This is a genomic window from Microcoleus sp. D3_18a_C4, from assembly GCF_036702415.1.
GTDB lineage: Bacteria > Cyanobacteriota > Cyanobacteriia > Cyanobacteriales > Microcoleaceae > Microcoleus.
In genome coordinates this window covers 80,857-100,526 of sequence record NZ_JAUBTI010000001.1, presented here as the reverse complement: position 1 = coordinate 100,526, position 19,670 = coordinate 80,857, and the positions used below count along the sequence as shown (strand labels likewise).

At 45.8% G+C, this 19,670-nt stretch carries 15 protein-coding genes; all 15 read right to left on the bottom strand.

Features of this window, described 5'->3' with window-relative positions; translation table 11 throughout:
- Positions 1 to 328: 328 nt before the first annotated feature.
- Positions 329 to 1,693: a glucose-6-phosphate dehydrogenase assembly protein OpcA gene (gene opcA / locus QUB16_RS00485; protein WP_333313249.1), complete on the bottom strand. Its 1,365-nt coding sequence runs from the start codon at positions 1,691 to 1,693 to the stop codon at positions 329 to 331.
- Positions 1,694 to 1,850: 157 nt separating this feature from the next.
- The gene (gene zwf / locus QUB16_RS00480; RefSeq protein ID WP_333313247.1) at positions 1,851 to 3,380 is read right to left on the bottom strand and encodes a glucose-6-phosphate dehydrogenase; all 1,530 of its coding nucleotides are present in this window, start codon (positions 3,378 to 3,380) and stop codon (positions 1,851 to 1,853) included.
- Positions 3,381 to 4,187: a hypothetical protein gene (locus tag QUB16_RS00475; protein ID WP_333313246.1), complete on the bottom strand. Its 807-nt coding sequence runs from the start codon at positions 4,185 to 4,187 to the stop codon at positions 3,381 to 3,383. It lies immediately after the preceding gene.
- Between the two features lie 212 nt (positions 4,188 to 4,399).
- On the bottom strand, positions 4,400 to 5,554 hold the full coding sequence (tal, locus tag QUB16_RS00470) for a transaldolase (RefSeq protein ID WP_333313244.1): 1,155 nt from the start codon (positions 5,552 to 5,554) through the stop codon (positions 4,400 to 4,402).
- A 207-nt stretch (positions 5,555 to 5,761) separates the two neighbouring features.
- Positions 5,762 to 6,835, bottom strand: coding sequence for a class 1 fructose-bisphosphatase (gene fbp, locus QUB16_RS00465; protein ID WP_333313242.1), 1,074 nt, complete (start codon positions 6,833 to 6,835; stop codon positions 5,762 to 5,764).
- 401 nt (positions 6,836 to 7,236) lie between these two features.
- Positions 7,237 to 8,094 carry a hypothetical protein gene (locus QUB16_RS00460; RefSeq protein WP_333313241.1) on the bottom strand — a complete coding sequence of 286 codons (858 nt, stop codon included), beginning with the start codon at positions 8,092 to 8,094 and terminating at the stop codon, positions 7,237 to 7,239.
- A 60-nt stretch (positions 8,095 to 8,154) separates the two neighbouring features.
- Complete coding sequence (locus QUB16_RS00455) at positions 8,155 to 9,153, bottom strand: hypothetical protein (RefSeq protein ID WP_333313239.1); 999 nt, start codon at positions 9,151 to 9,153, stop codon at positions 8,155 to 8,157.
- A gap of 88 nt (positions 9,154 to 9,241) precedes the next feature.
- Positions 9,242 to 9,700, bottom strand: coding sequence for a hypothetical protein (locus QUB16_RS00450; RefSeq protein ID WP_333058582.1), 459 nt, complete (start codon positions 9,698 to 9,700; stop codon positions 9,242 to 9,244).
- 23 nt (positions 9,701 to 9,723) lie between these two features.
- A complete protein-coding gene (locus QUB16_RS00445; RefSeq protein WP_333313238.1) occupies positions 9,724 to 10,944 on the bottom strand; it encodes a hypothetical protein in 1,221 nt (406 codons plus the stop codon).
- A gap of 528 nt (positions 10,945 to 11,472) precedes the next feature.
- Entirely contained in the window at positions 11,473 to 12,096 is a 624-nt protein-coding gene (locus QUB16_RS00440) for a hypothetical protein (protein WP_333313236.1), read from the bottom strand.
- A 77-nt stretch (positions 12,097 to 12,173) separates the two neighbouring features.
- A complete protein-coding gene (locus QUB16_RS00435; RefSeq protein ID WP_333313234.1) occupies positions 12,174 to 13,322 on the bottom strand; it encodes a hypothetical protein in 1,149 nt (382 codons plus the stop codon).
- Positions 13,323 to 13,944: 622 nt separating this feature from the next.
- The gene (locus tag QUB16_RS00430; RefSeq protein WP_333058544.1) at positions 13,945 to 14,406 is read right to left on the bottom strand and encodes a hypothetical protein; all 462 of its coding nucleotides are present in this window, start codon (positions 14,404 to 14,406) and stop codon (positions 13,945 to 13,947) included.
- 150 nt (positions 14,407 to 14,556) lie between these two features.
- A complete protein-coding gene (locus QUB16_RS00425) occupies positions 14,557 to 15,018 on the bottom strand; it encodes a Coagulation factor 5/8 type-like protein (RefSeq protein ID WP_333058543.1) in 462 nt (153 codons plus the stop codon).
- Positions 15,019 to 15,058: 40 nt separating this feature from the next.
- Complete coding sequence (locus tag QUB16_RS00420) at positions 15,059 to 17,314, bottom strand: hypothetical protein (protein WP_333313233.1); 2,256 nt, start codon at positions 17,312 to 17,314, stop codon at positions 15,059 to 15,061.
- A 309-nt stretch (positions 17,315 to 17,623) separates the two neighbouring features.
- On the bottom strand, positions 17,624 to 19,670 hold a 2,047-nt coding region (locus QUB16_RS00415; RefSeq protein WP_333313232.1), incomplete at its 5' end, for a S8 family serine peptidase.

Below are 19,670 nucleotides of genomic sequence, written 5' to 3'. Positions count from 1 at the left end.
AATAATCTGCGTTAATCTGTGTTAATCTGCCTTGCATCTGCGGTGTCTGTATCAATCAAAGATTTATGCAATCTTTCCTCATAAAAATAGACAGTTGATAAAGTTATGAGTATTGCTCTCGAACCGCTCAAATAATAACTATTTAACGAACCGCGAAGACGCCAAGAGCGCGAAGGAAGAAAAGAGAAGAATAAAAGTAGGGCAGACATTGCCTGCCCCACTGAATATTAACTCAATCCGTCTAGCTTATTTTTTTCTCCTTTCTCCTGATTCCATCCATCCGTTACATCCGTTACATCCGTTACACCATCCGTTGCCGAACTTCTTTTTACCCCTTAGCCAACTTCAGCATTTGAGCCGTCACTGCCAAACTTTCTTCGTAAAGCACATCTCGGCCCCAACTCTGCAAGTGCTGGCCCAGCAACTGTTCCGTCACCTGATCGAACAGAGGACTCACCTGGTTAAACCGATCGGTTTGAGCGCCGCCCTTTGTTTCCATCCGCATACAGCCGCCCGCTTCCGAACACAGAACTGTACCGCAGTCAGCCTTTTCGTTTGTAGAATTCAAACGCACAGCAATCAAATCGCCCGCGACATCGCCCGTATCAGCAGTAGGAATAGCAGCCAACTCGGCTTCGACAACCCGTTCGTCGGGCCCGGCGAATTTAATTCGCTTGATTTGGTAATCGCCCTCTTCCTGTTTGAAAGCAACCGGACGCCACTGAAGCCGACTCGCCAGCCAACCCAAATACATCAGCGCTTGCGTAGAATTGTCCTGTTCGTAATCGATCGTCACCCGATCAATTTCCCGAATCGCAGCCCGACGTTCTGGGGCGTCAAAAGCCTCAGCAGCCAACTCCTGCCACGCCGCTAGCCGACGCCAATTAAGATCCGCGATCGGAATTCCCTCCTCGATCAGACTTTGCATCAACAGCAATTCGGCTTCACACTCAGCAAAGCTGCTAGAGTCAACAATCACAGAACTGCTAACTGCCGCCAGCCGCTGGAACAAACCTCGATCGGCATCGGGATTCGCTTTCCACCACAGCAGCGTCGGCAAATCAGCGATAGTCAACGCCGTCACGATGCCGCTCACCCGTTCCAAAGCAGCTTCCGTACCCCGGAGCGTAATATACTCGCAGCAGATCAGATTGCCAGTGGTGCGCTTGTGAACCGGACAATAAGCAGCCACTTGAGCCTGTACGCCCGTATCTTCCCCCGCCGTCGGACACAGAGCAATAATCCGGCAGGGATTGGCAGCCACGATCGCGTCAGCCACGCCCGAACCCCCGGAACCCAAACCACTCGATCCCATCTCCTCGCCTGTGGAATTTTTGCGAGCCACTTCTTCCCGCAAAGTCGCCAGCAATTCAGCGTTAGGTTTGCCAGTTCTCGGCAGCCCGTAAGCTTTTTGAGCCGCCCTGATGCTAGATGCCGTCATCGGCCCGGTAATACCGTCCACTGGCCCGTCGTAAAACCCCAGATCCGCCAATAACTGCTGAGTTTCTTCCGGTTCGTAGACTACAAAAGTAAACGTTGTTGCCCTAGTAGCGATCGGAAAATCGCCCTTCGACCCCGATTCTCTGTAACTTTCCCAAATTTGACTCAATTCGGCCTCTATTTGGTCGATCGACACATCTTTAGGACTTTGTAGCGAAACCAGAGGCGGAGCTTTCATCGGTGTCATCGTCATAAATCTTTTCTCCTTTCTAAGTTTTTAGTCATCAGTGATTGGTCATTAGTTCAGTAGTCCTGGAGATCCCAAAATTTTAGACCCTAGTTTAAGCTCTCAGATTCATCTGTGCAGTAAATCTAAAATCTAAAATCTAAAATCTAAAATCGACTGACTCTTAAAGTCTTCGCCACTTGCGACCGTCTCTGTTAATTAGCAGTTCTGCTTCCGCAGGTTCCCAAGTACCCGCTTCGTATTTAGGAACCAAATCTGGGTCGGTGGAGGATTCCCAATCCATCAGCGCCGGCGTTACCACCCGCCAAGCTTCTTCCACTTCATCAGAACGGGTAAACAAAGTTTGGTCGCCCAGCATACAGTCAATTAACAGGCGATCGTAAGCATCCGAAGATGTCACCCCAAAAGAAGAACCGTAACTGAAATCCATATCCACCGTCCGCGTCCGCAAATCCGGCCCCGGCATTTTCGCCTCGAACCTCAGCGAAATCCCCTCGTTCGGATGCACGCGCATAGTCAAAACGTTAGGAGTAGTTTGTTGGGCCGCAGACTGAAAGATTAGCAGCGGAACTTCGCGGAACTGAATCGCAATTTCGCTAACTTTTTTCGGCAACCGTTTGCCGGTTCGCAGGTAGAAAGGCACTCCCTGCCAGCGCCAGTTGTCAATCATAAACTTCATCGCCACAAAAGTTGGCGTTGTCGAGTTGGGAGCAACCCCCGGTTCATCGTGATATCCCGGCACGGGTTTGCCCTTCATCCAACCTGCGGAATATTGACCCCGAATCGCTGAGAACTCCAAGTTATGCAAATCTGCCAAGCGAGTTGCTTGCAGAACTTTCATCTTTTCGGTGCGGATGCTGTCAGCGTCGAGCGAGTTCGGCGGTTCCATCGCCGTCAGACAGAAAATCTGCATCAAGTGGTTTTGCAGCATATCCCGCAACGCCCCAGAGGATTCGTAGTAACCCGCCCGGTCTTCTACCCCTACTGTTTCTGCAACTGTAATTTGTACGTGATCGACAAATTGCCGATTCCACAGCGGTTCAAAAATCGCGTTAGCAAACCGGAACACCATTAAATTCTGAACAGTTTCTTTACCCAAATAGTGGTCTATCCGGTAAACTTGCTGTTCTTGGCAAACCTTCTGCACGACTCGGTTGAGAGCTTTTGCCGAACTCAAGTCGCGGCCGAAGGGTTTTTCAATTACCAAGCGGTTTTTTACTGGATCGGCCAGCATTTGAGCCGCGCCCAGTTGCCTAATTGCTTCTGGGAAAAAGTTCGGGGAAACCGACAGATAAAATATGTGATTGCCGCGAGTTCTCCTTTCTTCGTCGAGTTCCGCTAAGAAAGCTTTGAGTTTTTCATAGCTTTCCGGGTTGTCAATGTCGCCCGGACAGTAGTACAAACCTTTAGCGAAATCTTGCCAAAATTCTTCATTGCCAATGCCGCCGCCAAATTCTTCAATGCCTTCCCGCATTTGCTCGCGGAAGTAATCGTGACTCCAAGGGCGTCGGGCTACTCCCACGACTGTAGTTTCCGGTGGCAAGCGTCGATCGCGCTTCATCTGATAAATTGCAGGTACCAGTTTGCGCTGGGTCAGATCCCCAGAAGCTCCGAAGATTACCAGAATTTGTGGTTCCGGCACTCGTTCTTTTCGCAAACCGACGCGCAGTGGGTTTTCAAGTAGCGTTACCATTTATTTTCCTTTTTCTAGAGCTGTTAGTCTTGCTAATACACCATGATAGTTTGCGGTCATTTCTGCTAGTTGCTGGGTGAGAGAGTTAATTTGCCCTTCATACTCAGCTTTCATTTCGGCCCTGACTTCCTCCCGGATTTTTATCCTCTCAGCAGCCAGTCGCACTTCCCAATCTCGATCGCGCTGTCGCAGTTCAGCTTTCAACTGCCTGTTTTCGGCTCGAAGTTGCTCCATTTCCAAAGCCACAGCAGCAGCGCGACGATCCCTGTCTCTGTTTTGCTGTCGGATTTGCTCTCTGAGCCGCTGATTGTCCGATCGCAACTTCTCCAATTCTGAAGCACCATCTTTATGAGTTCTCCCGCTTCCGTCTGAAGGAAATCGTTCCTCAACCAAGCGCTTAACGGCTGCACCAGTTGGAATGCCGTTGGGTGATGACTCTACCGCCTCTTGCCAGATTTGGATTTGTAATTCTGGGGAGAGTTTGGTCAAAGGACGAACTTGATTTTCCTTTCTAGGCAAAATGTGCGCAATTGCGCACAAATTTTCCATCACTAAGGCTGCCTCAATAAATTGATAGGCTGTCCGTCTGGCTATGTTCCACTTTTCTAAACAATAAGTCTCAAAGGTCTTGTGGGTTTCCCGGTACAGTTTCTGTACCAGAATTTCGTTAAGGGCTTTGCCGACTTCGTAAAAAGTCTTAAGTCCTTGTTCTACGATCAATTCCAGTTCTTGAAGCCTCGCCCGTTCGGCGACATCAAGTTGGTCGGTTGCATACTCGCTCTCTAGTAGGGTATTGGTACTTTGCATAGCAATTCCTCAGCGGTGGGAGATGGAGAATTGGAGTTGGAGTTCTGGCGAGAGTCGTGCTAGAGGACGGACTAGATTTTTTTTTCTAGGAAAAATGTGCGCAATTGCGCACATTTTTCCTAGAGAGGATTTAAAACTCAGCACTCAAGAGCCAAAACAATTATCTATTCCGACTCCTAAATGCTTCTGCCTTCAAGGATACAGATATCTGCCTAAGCGACGGGTGACAACTTCTGCACTTTCTCTTGCAAGGAATCCATCAGGGATTGGAACGGGGTGACGAATTTATCAATCCCGTCCAAGAGCAAGTCTGCCATCACTTGGTCCAAGTTGATGTCAATGTCGGGATCTTTGAGACTTTCGATCAGCGTGTAAGCTTCTGCAACGTTGTTCTCAATCCGGGGTGCGACATCGCAGTGATCGAAACAAGCTTCAACGGTGTTCGGCGGCAAAGTGTTAACGGTGTCGGGGCCGATTAGTTCATCGACGTACATGACATCGCTGTAGTTGGGGTTTTTGGTGCTGGTGGAAGCCCACAGTAAGCGCTGCACTTTGGCTCCCTTGGCCGCTAAAGCTTGCCAGCGATCGCTCGCTACGATCTCTTTATACTTCTGGTAAGCTATCTTCGCATTGGCGATCGCAACTTTCCCTTTCACCGCTTCCAGTTTAGCTTTTGTGGAAATATCTGTGACATTTTTGAGTTTCTCGTCAATCTTGCCATCGACATTGATGTCGATCCGGCTCAAGAAGAAACTGGCAACAGAAGCAATATTGCTCACATCCAAACCTTTAGCCACCCGCGCTTCCAAACCACGAATGTAAGCCCAGAAGGTTTCGACGTAGCTGTCAACCGAGAACAGTAAAGTCACGTTAACGTTAATGCCTTCGCTGATGACTCGCTCGACTGCGGGCAAACCTTCAGCGGTTCCCGGAATCTTAATCATCACGTTTTCTTTGCCGAGGGCTTGGTAATAGCGTATGGCTTCGCTAATCGTGCTTTCTGTATCGTTGGCGATCGTCGGTGGCACTTCAATGCTAATGTAGCCGTCCAAACCCTTCGACTCTGCGTAAACTGGGGCAAAGATGTCGCAAGCGTTGCGGATATCTTCAAATACCAGAGATTCGTAAATCTCCATGACAGATTTACCCGCCCGGATGCCCGCTTCGATATCCGCGTCGTAAATCACATTACCCGCGATCGCTTTCTCAAAAATAGCCGGATTAGATGTAATCCCGCGCAGTCCCCGACTTTCAATCATCTGTTTTAGTTCGCCGGACTCGATCAGATCGCGAGTCAAATTGTCCATCCAGATACTTTGGCCAATTTCTTTGATTTCTAACAGGTGATTCGTTGGCGTTGTTGTCATTACTGTAACTCCTACAATTTGATAGCTGTTTATTGGGACTTGGAAATTGGAAATTGAAAATTGAAAAGTGGTAATTGAAAATTGGCAATGGGGAATTGGTAATTGGGAGTCGAAAGTTATAAGTTAAAACCCTCTTCCTTCTTCCTGACATCCGTTACATCCGTTACATCCGTTACATCCGTTACACAATCCGTTGCCGAACTTCCTTCACCCTTGGACTGTTCTAGGATTGCGCGATCGATCTTGAATAAAAGACTCCACCATCGCTACATTTTCTTTACTGCCGACAATCAAGGGCGATCGCTCGTGCAGTTTGGTCGGCACAACGTCTAAGATATCTTGAGTCCCCGTACTGGCGCGCCCGCCGGCTTGCTCCATCAAAAACGCCAAAGGAGCCGATTCGTAGAGCAAACGCAATTTGCCCTCCGGTTGTTTGACCGTTCCGGGGTACAAAAACACGCCTCCCTGGAATAAAATCCGGTGGAAATCTCCCACCAAAGCCCCGCCGTACCGGGCGGTGTAGCCTTCGCTGCGGTGTACGTAGCGAATGTAGTCCCTCAAAGATTCCTCCCACTGCCAGAAGTTGCCTTCATTAACGCTGTAAATCGGGCCGCGATCGGGAACCTTAATGTTTTCGTTAGCTAGAATAAACTCGCCCAAACTGGGGTCGAGGGTAAAGGAATGAACACCCTGACCGATCGAATAAACCAGCATGGTACTAGGGCCGTAGAGCACGTAGCCAGCCGCGATTTGTTTGCGTCCGTGTTGCAGCAAGTCGGAAGCAGAGCCATCTGCATCGTCCCCCTCTTGCTTGCGGATGCTGAATATGGAGCCTACATTGAGATTGATGTCAAGATTGGAAGAACCGTCTATGGGGTCGTAGAGCAGACTGTAACGCCCGATCGGACAATTTTCGGGAATGTAGTAGGGTTTTTCCATTTCCTCGGAAGCCAAACGGCAGACAAGTCCGCTTTGCTGGAAGACCGAGATAAACACTTCATTCGCATAGATATCCATCTTTTTGACGGATTCTCCCTGCACGTTCGTAGCCCCTGTAAAGCCTAAAGCATCTTCCATTAACCCGGCTCTGCTGAGCCGCCTCGCGATCAGCTTAGCCGCCAGCCCGATGCGATTCATCAGGGCACTGAGATCCTGAGCATCTGCTGAAAAGCTGTGAAGTTGCTGGAGTACGTGACGAGATAGGGTTGTGCAATCGCGGTCTAAGGATTGTACCTGATCTATCGGGCCCAGGCGGGTTTCCCCTGTCGGCGCGTTTACCATGATTTTGATGTCCTCCCTGTCTTGCGGCTTGCTAGTTGGGGATTTTCAGGTGCAAGGCGTTTGCCCCTGAATCGGCTTTTAGGTCGATCGTCCCCCAAGTTCTATCTTAGGAAGGGTTTTGCGATCGGGCGTCGAACTTTAGGTGAATTTTAGATCCCCATCGAAAATTGAGGAGTTTGATCGACTGTTGAGTGGGAAATTGTATTCAAAATCACTAAATTTTTTATCTATATCGAAATTGGGGTCGTCTGGGGCGATCGCAGTCAATCGCCCGTCATACAAAAGTTTGATCGCCCGCAGAATCAATCGCCGATCGCCCGAAATAGAAAATCACCTAAAAACGGACGATCGACTCAAAGGAAATTGTACGGGCGATGTGCGATCGTTAATCTACCGTCTTATCAGGAGTGGTGGCTTCCGTCAATTGCACTCTCATCTAAAGTAGAAAAGTCAAGTAATGATGGAACATCAAAACAGGGTAGTTCAACTTGCAAATACTTATCTCCACACAGATTTTCTGGGTTACCACCTCTATACAGAATCCGAGCTTGAGCCTGCGCCCACGTTACCACTTCGGAACGTTCCGTGTCATTGAGTCTAGAGGCAATTGTTTGCAAAGCTTTCAGCGTCAGCGCTCGATCGATTACCCCAGATAGGATCGTTGCTTCAAAACAATGTTCCATATATTCTTCGGGGATCTGCTCGTAGTCCGGGGGCGGGGCGACGCGCATCAAATGCTGGTCGATCTCCTTTCTGCGATCGAAATTTACCAGTTCAGCAATAAGAGGCAATATTGGTACTAAGACGGCGGGTGGAGGAACTTTTCGATGATATCGACGGGAATTTGGCGAAAGATAGGCACCCCTAAGAGTTTTTTCCCACTCTCTCATCGCTCTGTCGGCTTCAGGACAGCATACGTGAAACCTGGCCCATTTCTCTAAATCAATTGCCACATTCCGTCCCATCTGCTGTGCTAGCAGCGACAACGCCTTCGTGACTACCTGCCGTACCAGTTCGCCTCGCTCCCCGTGTGTGCCTGTCCAATCTCTCAGGCGATAGCGAGTCTGATGCTCAATAAAAGCCTGGGTATAAATGGACTCCCAGATGGACGGTTGCTCTAATAGAGCATTTGGCAATCCCAGCAGCGGTAGGAAAGGAGCAGCCCACGGTAGAGTTGGTAAAGATAAAGCTTTCAAGTAATCCCTGCTTTCCCTATCTTTCCAAGATAATTTAAGTTCCAAACAGTTTTGTTTTGTCATAAATGATAGTGTTTGTCACGGCTTAAAACGTAACTCTAACCCCAGAAGCTTTGCAATTATTTATAATCCGATCAGAACAGCTCCTCCTACCGTCGCTCCTACCCATAACATACCGTCTATTACCTCTGCGCCAAGCTCAATTGCCCGTGCCAGCAAGCTACTGGGGTTTCTGCGATCGGGCTGTTCAGGAGGTGGTTGTTCTGAATAGTGCTGTGCTTCAATATACTGCTTCTCCAGGTTGTAATTAAACGGATCGTTGTCATCATCACAATCCTTATTGTCTTGAAACTCCTTGATCAATGCTTCTAACCTTTTTTGATCTTTTATGTATTTGTCTTTGTGTCCGTCCCAAGAACCGGGATCGCTAGTCACAGTAGTCCGACGACCCGATAAGGGAGGAATTCGCGGGACGGGAGGATCGGTAATTTCACGACGCCGATTATAAAGATCCTGATCGTCTAAACGCAAATCGTCGTAGCGTTTTTTCAACTCTTTACCAAGAGCTACAATTTCCTGTAAAAGTTTATAGCATGGATCGTCGTCATACGGATTACCTCCACCAGACGGATTATTGGCTACATCATCATTCCCACTTCCACCCGAAGCAGAATCAGAGCCACTACTACCAAAGACATCTTTAAACTGAGGCTCCTTAAAAATCACAGTCGGTAATTGCCAAATATCATCACTCGGCTTCGGAGGCTTCTGTAAATCCGGTGGCACCTGTTGTTTCGGCGCCTTATTCAACCGCGGCGCTTCCTCAAATTCCGGCAAATTATTCGTCTGGGTCTGTGTTCCTTCTGGGTCAAATGACCCCCTCGTTACCTCCGATTCACCCGGCGCATACTCCCCATCCTTCCAACTATATTTCGACCAACTTTCACTCCAATCATTTCGACCATCATCCCATACTGTCCCGCTCCGAGTCCAACTCCAACTGCTGCCACTACTCGTCGAGACATCTCTTTTAGTCACCGATTCATAGTCGTAACCGCTGACAGTTTCCGTCCAACTGTAACCTCCCTTAAAATAAGACTTGCTGTAACTCTCACTCCACATCGATCGCGCTGGCAAATACGGTAAATTAATCGCATTATTGCTACGTAAAGATTAATTTAGGAGTTGCGATCGCTTTCGTTCCGATTTTTTACCGACGTGCAACTGCTTCCAGAACTGTCAGAGTCCAATTGCAATCTTCTGGGGAAATCACAACCACCTTAAAACCATACTTTTTACCCTCTAATTTTACCCCTTCAGAATCATCCACATGCAAGTCAATACCAAACGCTCGCGGATTTTTGCTGGGCAAGGAATCGCCTGGATAGCGATGCAGATGAGCTCTATGGATATTTTGATTGATGACCCCTGCTACTTGAATGCCGTAGCAACGCAACCACAGGCGTACAGAGCAAGGGGAACGGTAGGAAGTTGTATAAATCCATATTTCGTGTCCCCATGTTTTCAATTCCTGCATCAATGCGCGTGTTCCCAGTCGCAATGGTTCGTTAATCCAAGGTTTGAGGAAAAATGGTACTCGATTGGGTTCCCACGGGGCTTCTTTCCGAGCGCAAATTAGAGTGTCATCAAGGTCAAATGAAATCCGCATATTTTTACACAGTATTGCGTGGTCTACTTCGTCATTCTATAAGTTTTGTTTACGTATTCCGGAGAGAATTCAGTCCATCTCCCCTGTTCTAGTAAACGCTGTACATATTGTGGATTGCCAGTTTCTTCATACAACTTGAGGGCAGCAGCCATTCTATGATTTCCCTCTGAGATAATATAACGGTTTCCTTGCCTGAAACCAGCGATAGGAGGAATAGCTTCTCCGTTGACCATTGATTGAATCAGTCCAGGAACCTGCTGGAACTTACTATCTAAAAGGGTTGGCTGTGCGGATTCCAAAATAATACCAGGAGGGGCGTTTAGATCGAGTGGGAATTTTAGAACCTGCATAGCTGTAGTACCTCCTCGTAATGAACGCAATAAACGAGCTGCGAGTTTAAGCGTCCAAATTACCGTAAGGACTCCTACTTCCTTAAGGACATTATTGAAGTCATTAGCAGCAGCACGTAACCCTTGTTCATCTTTCGCTTGCCATGCTTTGAAGAAGAAGCTACCTAAGCTGTATCCTGCGGAAAAACCACAGAGTAGAATCAGCATAGCATCAATCGCTTGACCTACACCTGGTATAGCTTGCAAAGCTGCAAAAGCAAGCCCTACAGCAATTAATGCAGCCAAGAATTGTGGGTCATCCACGAGTTGCTGAAAAGCAGCTTTAGCATCTCCCACAAGTAACCCCGGTACCAGTTGAATAGCAGCCTTTAACTTCTGAATAAACGTCATGTTACTGACATCAGGTTGTCCACCAATACCCCCAGCACCGGCGAACCAATTATCTGGAGCATTCTCTATTTCTCGTGGAGGAGTAACAGTACGAAGCGGTGGTGTCCAAATATCATCACTTGGCTTCGGAGGCTTCTGAAGGTCAATCGGCACCTCCCCCTTCGGCGCCTTATTCAACCGCGGCGCTTCCCCAAATTCCGGCAAATTATTCGTATGCGTCCCCGTCCCTTCCGGGTGAAATGACCCCCCCGTCACCTCATATTCACCCGGCAAATACTCCCCATCTTTCCAACTAGACTTCGACCAACTTTCACTCCAACTATTGGGACCATCATCATACTCAGTCCCACTGCGAGTCCAACTCCAACTGCTACCATTACTCGTCGAGACATCTCTTTTAGTCACCGATTCATAGTCGTAACCGCTCACAGTTTCCGTCCAACTGTAACCTCCCTTAAAATAAGACTTGCTGTAACTCTCACTCCAGCTAGAATACTTGGACACCGAACTAGCTACGCCGTTACTATCGTAACTGCTTTCACTCGACCATTTCTCGTAACTAGAACTACGATTTTCTGTTCTTTGGCCATCTTTATAAGTTGTAACTGTCTGTGAATTTCTCGTGGTTGAGGTGTCGCTACTGCTAGATGAAGTGGAATTGTTGCCCGAGGTGCTGCTGTTACTTTTGCTAGCGGTTATTGTCGATTCCTCGCTGGTACTTTGAGTAGTATAAGTATCAGCCTTATACTCGCTCTCCCACTGCAGTTGATTTTCCTAATAGTTTTCAGTTGCGTTTTTGGAACTGGGTTTCCCCGCACTGTTGCTGCTGGAATAATTTGACTCGCTGACTGATGTTTGATAATTTTATTGTAGAGTTTTGATTGCCCGAAACAGAAAATTACCTCAAAACTGGCGATCTACTCAAAGGGAATTTGACCCTATGTACGAGTCGCAATCTCAAAAAGTACGATCGCTCACTAATTCTCATTAATTTAGATAAAGTTTGAGGAAAAAAGATATCCACTTAAGTTCTTACGGGGTCTCTTTATTTTCTATATTTTTTTGTCTGAGTGCTTGTACGTAGACATACAAACCAGGACGAGCCAGCTCTTTTCCATCTGAGAGGACATACCCAATATCTAGGCGAGCATCTGACCAAATAATTGCTAATGTCTGCTTGCTCGCTTCACACGAAATTAGAGGATGAAGCTCTGTCAGGCGTTGATACATTATACTCGCGCTCGCAAGTCGCTCATCTCTTCTGCCCGTACTCTGAGCTGTTTCTACTGCTAAGTCAAAAGACTTTTGTTGGATATCTCGTATTTCCAGCTCTACTTGAGAAGTTGTATGTAAGTTAGTCAGAGCTTGGTTATCGACTGGGATTTGAGGAATAGGGCATGGATTCTGAGGATGTGCAACCTCTGGGATAGCTTCTATTGGCCTCATTTCCAATTCATTAGCTTTTACTGGCTTTGTCTCCAATTCAGTTGATTGAGTTGATTGGCACGCACAAATTGATACCATTATCAGTGTTAGACCTAACTTCCAAATATGATATTTAGCTGCTTGGAAAAAACTATGACTCTCGTTTATTAAAAATGTTTTAAAAATTATCTCTGTGTAATGGCTATTGTTGTCTTTGTATAACGATCCCATATTCCGATCTGCTCCTTTGTTGTCAAATTTTAGCTGCCACTGCTTCAGGTGATCTATCTGGAGTGAAAAATGCTCAATTAAAACGGTATTAAACGAATTGCTTCATCAAATTTCCGTTGCTCTATAAGTTGTAGAAAAGTATCAAATAACTTAAACCCAGCAGCTCGATCGAATTCTGTAGCAAGCAAGCCGGGATTGTTGAAGTAGACTTCCTTTAGTGTCCGCGAGCCAAGCAACCGCTCTAGACTAACAACTACTCTTACTTGATCTTTATACCCTCCTGCATCATCCCAAGGGCGTCCCGAAGCCCGGACTGCTTGCATAGCAAGACGTTGAGTAAGACCTTCCATAAGATTTGGGCCCAATGTAGTAGTTAAATTTCGATGTTGATTGATGTGCAACATTTCATGAACCATTGTTTTTAGTATCGTCATATCGTCTGTATTCAAATCAGAATTGATGAATAGCCTACCATTAGTTACGAGACCATACAAATTGCCGTATTGCTGTTTAGCTTTTCCTGATGGCCAATTATTTGCTCTATCCATTGCATCCAGAATGCCTTTACTGTCAGTCACCTGTAGTACACCAGGCTGAATCAATTTATCAGCATCCTCACCATAAAATACCCGCAGTATGGATAGTGCTGATCTCCATATAGCCTCAAATCTGCTAATCGTACTAGGGCTACTTGCATTAAGATAGCCATCTCCATTAATCACCTTCTGAGACTTAAGCTCTTTGTAAATATCAGTTGGCAGCCAGAAAGTCTTGTCTTCAGAAGCATTTTTAGATGCAGCATCTTTAAAAATCACAGTCGGCAACTGCCAAATATCATCAATCGGCTTCGGAGGCTTCATCAAATCCGGTGGCACATCTTGTTTCGGCGCCTTATTCAACCGCGGCGCTTCCCCAAATTCCGGCAAATTATTCGTCTGGGTCTGTGTTCCTTCTGGGTCAAATGACCCCCTCGTTACCTCCGATTCACTCGGCGCATACTTGCCATCTTCCCAACTAGACTTCGACCAACTTTCACTCCAACTATTCCTTCCATCATCCCATACTGTCCCGCTGCGAGTCCAACTCCAACTGCTGCCATTACTCGTCGAGACACCCCCTTTCGTCACCGATTCCGAGTCGTAACCGCTCACAGTCTCCGTCCAACTGTAACCTCCCTTAAAGTAAGACTTGCTGTAACTCTCACTCCAGCTAGAATACTTGGACACCGAACTAGCTACGCCGTTACTATCGTAAGTGCTTTCGCTCGACCATTTCTCGTAACTCGAACTGCCATTTTCTGTTTTTTGGCCATCTTTATAAGTTGTAACTGTCTGTGAATTTCTCGTGGTTGAGGTGTCGCTACTGTTAGATGAGGTGGAATTGTTGCCCGAGGTGCTGCTGTTACTTTTGCTAGCGGTTATAGTCGATTCGTCGCTGTTGCTTTGAGTAGTATAAGTATCAGCCTTATACTCGCTCTCCCACTGAGCATGATTTTCTGAATAATTTTCTTGCTCGGAATTAGAACTAACTTTACCCGAACTGTTGCTGCTCGAAGAGTTCGACTTGCTGACAGAATAAGTATCTCGATTGTGGCTGCTAGTTGACGGCCCGTTTGTGTAGTTTTGGGTATCATTGGTCTGAGTTACCGAGTAATTATTACCTCGATTGTTTTGCCAATATGATGGGCCGTTGCTGCCCGAAGTTTCCAGAGACTGATTGACGGTATATGTGTCTCTGTTGCTGGTATTTTTTGACTTGCCGTCATCGTAACTGCTGTTAGAGTTACTTTACTATTTGGTTCTGAATAAACATCCAATAACTCATCGAGATTTACTGAGGTTTTTATCATCAAATACCCAAATGCAAAATAAAGAATTCACCCTCAATTACCTGATTAGCATAATTGAGCAAAATCCGCAGTTTTTCAAGGAGCAAGTCTCGCTCAACTTCGATAGTGTAAACTTTGGGTGGAGTTGAAACCTTTCTGTCATTTTTTATAATTATCCCCCCATCAAGCTGAAATCTCTCAGGAGCTTTTGAAAATAAGCGATACCATGAATCGATTACGTGATAAAACATTTCCCCATCTTCTTGGTGAATAATTGTAATACCGTAAAGCGATAATCCCTTTGTTTTCTTTTTATAGGGAAGTGAAAGATGAGTACACGGTATCCACATTAAGGTATCATTCATGTACCGCATTATGTCATCGTGGATACTAACTTCAAACTCCTTTTCATAATAATTCATGCACTTTGCATAACTGACTTCTCCTTCTCTTAAGCAAAAAAATCTATGTTCTAGCGCCATATTTCAACAACCCTATTTATTCTCTTAACACTTAATTCAATCAGCGGCCAGACCAAACTTCTCCAATCGTAACTGCTGTTAGAGTTACTTTACTATTTGGTTCTGAATAAACATCCAATAACTCATCGAGATTTACTGAGATTTTTATCATCAAATACCCAAATGCAAAATAAAGAATTCACCCTCAATTACCTGATTAGCATAATTGAGTAAAATCCGAAGCTTTTCAAGGAGCAAGTCTCGCTCAACTTCGATAGTGTGAACTTTTGGTGGACTAGAAACCGTTCTGTCAGCTTCTATAATTATTCCTCCATCAAGCTGAAATTTCTCAGGAGCTTTTGAAAATAAGCGATACCATGACTCGATCACATGATAAAACATTTCAACACCTTCTTGATTAATAATTGTATCACCGTAAAGCATTAATCCGTGAGCCTTCCTTCTATGTCTAACTGAAAGATGAGTACATGGTATCCACATTAGGGTATCATTCATGTAGCGCATTACATCATCGTGGATACTGACTTCAAACTTAATTTTGAAGTATTTCATGTACTCTGCATAACTCACTTCTCCTTCTCTTAAGCAGAAAAATCTATGTTCTAGCGCCATATTTCAACAACCCTCTTTATTCTCTTAACACTTGATTCAATCAGCGGCGAGGCCAAACTTTTCCAAAAAATATTATACCATATTCTCCTTGACCTAAATCTACTAAATCTATGTATCTATCTCCCAGTTCGTACCTAGAAACATTTGAGGTAGCTCCACTTATTCGGCGTATTTCGGTTCTATTATTATTCAGAACTACTTGTTTAAACTTCTCTGCTAGGTCAATATATTCCTGCACATTCGCTGCCTCTACTTCCGTACCATGATCCCTAAAATGGTTTTTTACAGAATTTTCTGCTGTAGTGGAACCACCTTGATGCCATGAACGAGTATCGATATACTCATACGCTGGATTCAAAAATTCTTCCAAGTCCCCTTCTGGAACATCATCCCAAGGATTATGACCGGAATTACTTTGAAGAACCTGAACAATCAGATTAGATAGATCCTGAGCGCTAACTCCCACTAAGCTGATCCCATGTGCTAGCGCTCCCAATCCTGCAGCAACCAGTGCGGGGTTTCCAGTTAAACCACCTCCAATACTACCACCAGTTCCCAACAAAATTTCCGCTATTCCTTGCAAAATTCCGATTAAATCAGCAGCACCTCTTCCTAACTGAGCTGCTTTACTCTTTTGTAAGAGTTTTTCCAGTTTGTCTCGTGCTTGTGCTCCTCCTGGTATCAGAAGGTCAGTGAAAGGTTGAAGTAAAGCCCCATTATTCTTGAGATAGTAGTAAAGAAGTGCGCCTAAAAATTCTAGAACAGCTTGCTTGCCTTGTTGAGATAGCTCTAACAACCTTTGGATAAATCTACGCAATTTTGCCAAAAATTTGTCCCAAGGGCTTTCGTTTTTAGGGCTACTTGCATTAAAATAGCCATCTCCATTAATCACTTTCTGAGACGTAAGCTCTTTGTAAATATCAGTTGGGAGCCAAAAAGTCTTATCTTCTGAAGCATTTTTAGATGCACCATCTTTAAAAATCACAGTCGGCAACTGCCAAATATCATCACTCGGCTTCGGAGGCTTCACTAAATCCGGTGGCACCTGTTGTTTCGGCGCCTTATTCAACCGCGGCGCTTCCCCAAATGAGGGCAAATTATTCGTCTGGGTCTGTGTTCCTTCTGGGTCAAATGACCCCCTCGTTACCTCATATTCACCCGGCAAATACTCCCCATCCTTCCAACTAGACTTCGACCAACTTTCACTCCAACTATTCCTCCCATCATCATACTCAGTCCCGCTGCGAGTCCAACTCCAACTGCTACCATTACTCGTCGAAACACCCCCTTTAGTCACCGATTCTGAGTCGTAACCGCTCACAGTTTCCGTCCAACTGTAACCTCCCTTAAAATAAGACTTGCTGTAACTTGAACTCCAGCTAGAATACTTGGACACCGAACTAGCTACGCCGTTACTATCGTAACTGCTTTCACTCGACCATTTCTCGTAAGTCGAACTGCCATTTTCAGTTCTTTGGCCATCTTTATAAGTTGTGACTGTCTGTGAATTCCAAGTACGGGAGGTGTCGCTACTGTTAGACGAGGTGTAATTACTGCCCGAGGTGCTGCTGTTATTTTTAGTAGCTGTTATTGTCGATTCATCGCTGGTACTTTGAGTAGTATAAGTATCAGCCTTATACTCGCTCTCCCACTGAGCATGATTTTCTGAATAATTTTCAAGCTCGGAATTATAACTAACTTTCCCCTCACTGTTGCTGCTGGAAGAATTCGACTTACTAAGAGAATAAGTATCCCGATTGTGGCTGCTAGTTGACGGCCCGTTTTTGTAATTTTGCGTGTCATTCCCTTGACTTACAGAATAATTGTTATTGCGGTTGTTGTGCCAGTATGAGGGGCCGTTGCTGCTGTTGGTTTCTTGAGATTGATTGACGGTGTAAGTGGATTGATTGCTGGTATTTTTTGACTGACCGTCATCGTAACTGCTGTGATAATTACTATTGGCTTCTGAATAAGTATCGCGGCTGTTGCTGCCGACTGTTTTGCCGTCAGTTGTAGTGTTGTCCCAAGTTGAATTGATTACTGAATAGTTGTCGCTGCTGTTGCCATTTTTGTAAAAACCGCTGCTACTGCTACTCTCATAATTCGAGCGATTTACTTGGCTTTCTTCCCCGCTGTGAGTGTTTAGAGAACTATTACCATTGCTGCTATTCGTCCAATCGGCTTTGCCTTGAATTTGAGTTGAACTGTTGTTGAGAGAACTTCCGGTGCTGCTAGTATAGTGAGTGTTTGAAGTTGATTTTGAACCCCAATCGTCTTGGCGGTTGCCGTTATTCATTGCATAGTCGGTTCCGTATTGACTGTCTGATTGGGAAAAACTGTTTCGGTAACTGTCGGCAGTGGTGTTTGTAGTTTGTTCGGGACTGGTATAATTGCTAGAAGAGCGGGATTTTTGAAGATATGAGCTTTGGTCGTTGCGAGTGCCTTCGTATTTAACTCGGCTGTAGTTTTGCTGCGATTGATTTTTGTTTCCTACTGAGTTTTGGGAAAAGTTTTTGCTGGTGTAGGTAGCAGCATTTGTGCTGGAATCGCTGGTGTATTCGTTAAAAGAGTTGCCCTTGCTGTTGGTTTGGACGGCGTTTTGATCTCAGCTTGATTCTGTGTTTGATAAGTTGCTATTGGTGTAAGAGTTAGTGGTGCTTGTGCCGTTGGAACTACTGGTAGAGGTAGTTGTATATGGCGCTACTTCTGTGGTATAGGAGCTGGTGCCAGAGTTGTAGTCTCCGGTTGAGGTGCTGGTAGTCTTTGGTGTGCCTGGGGCGTTGGTTGCGGTCGGTCTTTCTGAGGGTTTGGCTGTACTATTCGGAGAGTTACTGACATTTGCAGCGGCATTAATTAGGGTTTTTGTCAATTGTTTGGTGGCTGCTAATACTGGTATTGTGGGGATTGTTTCGGTGGCGGTAGCAATTGCTAATTGGGGATTTAAGATTCCGTATCCTGTTCTTTCGTCCCATCCGGGTACGTCGATGTCGCTGGCAGTTTTTAGGAGGATGTTTTTGATTTGTTGGCGGTTCAGTGATGGGTTGGTTTCCCACATTTTGGAGATGGTGTTTGTGACGAAGGCTGCTGCTATTGATGTGCCTTGTTTTGTTTCGGTTGTTGATGATTCTGCTGTTTTTTGAGTGTTTGTTGGTGCTAAGATATCTAGCCCTTCTCCGTAGCTGGAATAGGCGGCTCGATTGTTGTTAAAGGATGCGCCGACGGTGATGATGTTGTCGAATTCTGTGGAGGCTTGTCCGAGGGCTGATGCGAGATCCCCTTCGTTGCCAGTGGCTGCTACAATCAGGATGTTGTTGTCCTGAGCGTATTTAAGTGCTGATTTTTCTTCTGGTGTGAGTTGGTGGCGTGTGGTTTGGGTGCCGTCGGGATTGATTTGGGTTAAGTCGAAGCTGAGGTTGACGACGGCATTGGGTTGTTTTGCAGCAATGGCTGCGTCTACAAATTCTATCAGGGATTGCTGCCAGTTGCCGCTGCCAGTTGCTCGTCCTAACCAAATCGGAGTCGATTTTTTGGTGGCGTTTTGATTGTTGGAGTGGCTGATAATTTCTAAAATTGTGTCGCCGTGTTGGTTTCCTTGGTTTGGTTGGAGTAGGGGATTGTTGTCGCCCTCGATTAAGTCTTTGCCGAGGATGATTTGGCTGTAGTTGATGTTGGGATTGTTGGTTGTGAAGCCGGTGTCGATGATTCCGATTAGCGGTTTGGTTGGTTGGGGAGAATCGGCAGTTGTTTCTGTGAAGCTGTCTGTTTTTGCAACAGTGTATTCGTTGTTGTTTGTTTCCGAGTTGCTGGGGCTGGCTGGGATGGTAGTTTGAGAGGTTTCTGGCTGATTGTTTGCGGGCGTAGGGGTTGCTGTTTCGGAAATGATGGCTGTTTGTGCGGATTCTGAGGTTTCAGCTTCCCCGTCGCCGCCATTTATCAACTCGAAATCTGCTGTGTTTTCGATATCGGTTGGCAGATAATTTTGACTGATGGGAGTGAAGGGAAGACGAGTTGGGTTGTTTGAGTCGGTATCTTCGTTAGCGTTGATGTATTCTAACTCTGAGGTTTCGGAGTTTTCGCTTAATTCTGCCGCCGCCCTGATGCGGTTGAGATTTTCCCACAGCAGGGCAATTTCTTCGTCGGAAAGTGGCCCAAAAGTTTCATTGCTTTCGCTGGCTGTTGCGAGGCTGTCGATAAGAGTTGGGGAGATGTTTTCAATTTCCCCGGTGAGAATGTCTGTGGATTCTGCGGGTATTGCGGGTATTCCTGGTTTGTCGAGTTGGAAAAAGACGGGTGTTTCGATTTTGTCACCTGTGATGAAGTCGATTGAGTTGACAACTACGATCGCTGGTTGAGTGTTTTCTGAGATTGTTGGGATTGTGTTTTCGGAAACTTGCGGGTTTTGAGTTTCTGTCGTTGGGGAGTTTTCGGGTTTTGTTTCAGTAGAATTTGGATCTGAATTGGGAGTTTCGGAAATTGTCGAATTTTTGGTTTCTGTCGCAGAGGAATTTTCCGTTTTTGGATCGGCAGAATTCGGATCGGAATTGGGATTTTCAGAAACAGTCGGATTTTCAGTTTCTGTCGCAGAGGAATTTTCCGTTTTTATCTCAGCAGGATTTGGATCTGAATTGGGATTTTCAGAAACAGTCGGATTT

Coding starts and splice junctions, on each gene's coding strand:
- opcA (WP_333313249.1), bottom strand. CDS start 1,693: ATGACGATGACACCGATGAAAGCTCCGCCTCTGGTTTCGCTACAAAGT.
- QUB16_RS00455 (WP_333313239.1), bottom strand. CDS start 9,153: ATGTGGAGTGAGAGTTACAGCAAGTCTTATTTTAAGGGAGGTTACAGT.
- QUB16_RS00425 (WP_333058543.1), bottom strand. CDS start 15,018: ATGGCGCTAGAACATAGATTTTTCTGCTTAAGAGAAGGAGAAGTGAGT.
- QUB16_RS00420 (WP_333313233.1), bottom strand. CDS start 17,314: ATGAATAACGGCAACCGCCAAGACGATTGGGGTTCAAAATCAACTTCA.
- QUB16_RS00440 (WP_333313236.1), bottom strand. CDS start 12,096: ATGGGATCGTTATACAAAGACAACAATAGCCATTACACAGAGATAATT.
- QUB16_RS00475 (WP_333313246.1), bottom strand. CDS start 4,187: ATGCAAAGTACCAATACCCTACTAGAGAGCGAGTATGCAACCGACCAA.
- fbp (WP_333313242.1), bottom strand. CDS start 6,835: ATGGTAAACGCGCCGACAGGGGAAACCCGCCTGGGCCCGATAGATCAG.
- QUB16_RS00430 (WP_333058544.1), bottom strand. CDS start 14,406: ATGGCGCTAGAACATAGATTTTTTTGCTTAAGAGAAGGAGAAGTCAGT.
- QUB16_RS00460 (WP_333313241.1), bottom strand. CDS start 8,094: ATGACAAAACAAAACTGTTTGGAACTTAAATTATCTTGGAAAGATAGG.
- zwf (WP_333313247.1), bottom strand. CDS start 3,380: ATGGTAACGCTACTTGAAAACCCACTGCGCGTCGGTTTGCGAAAAGAA.
- QUB16_RS00450 (WP_333058582.1), bottom strand. CDS start 9,700: ATGCGGATTTCATTTGACCTTGATGACACTCTAATTTGCGCTCGGAAA.
- tal (WP_333313244.1), bottom strand. CDS start 5,554: ATGACAACAACGCCAACGAATCACCTGTTAGAAATCAAAGAAATTGGC.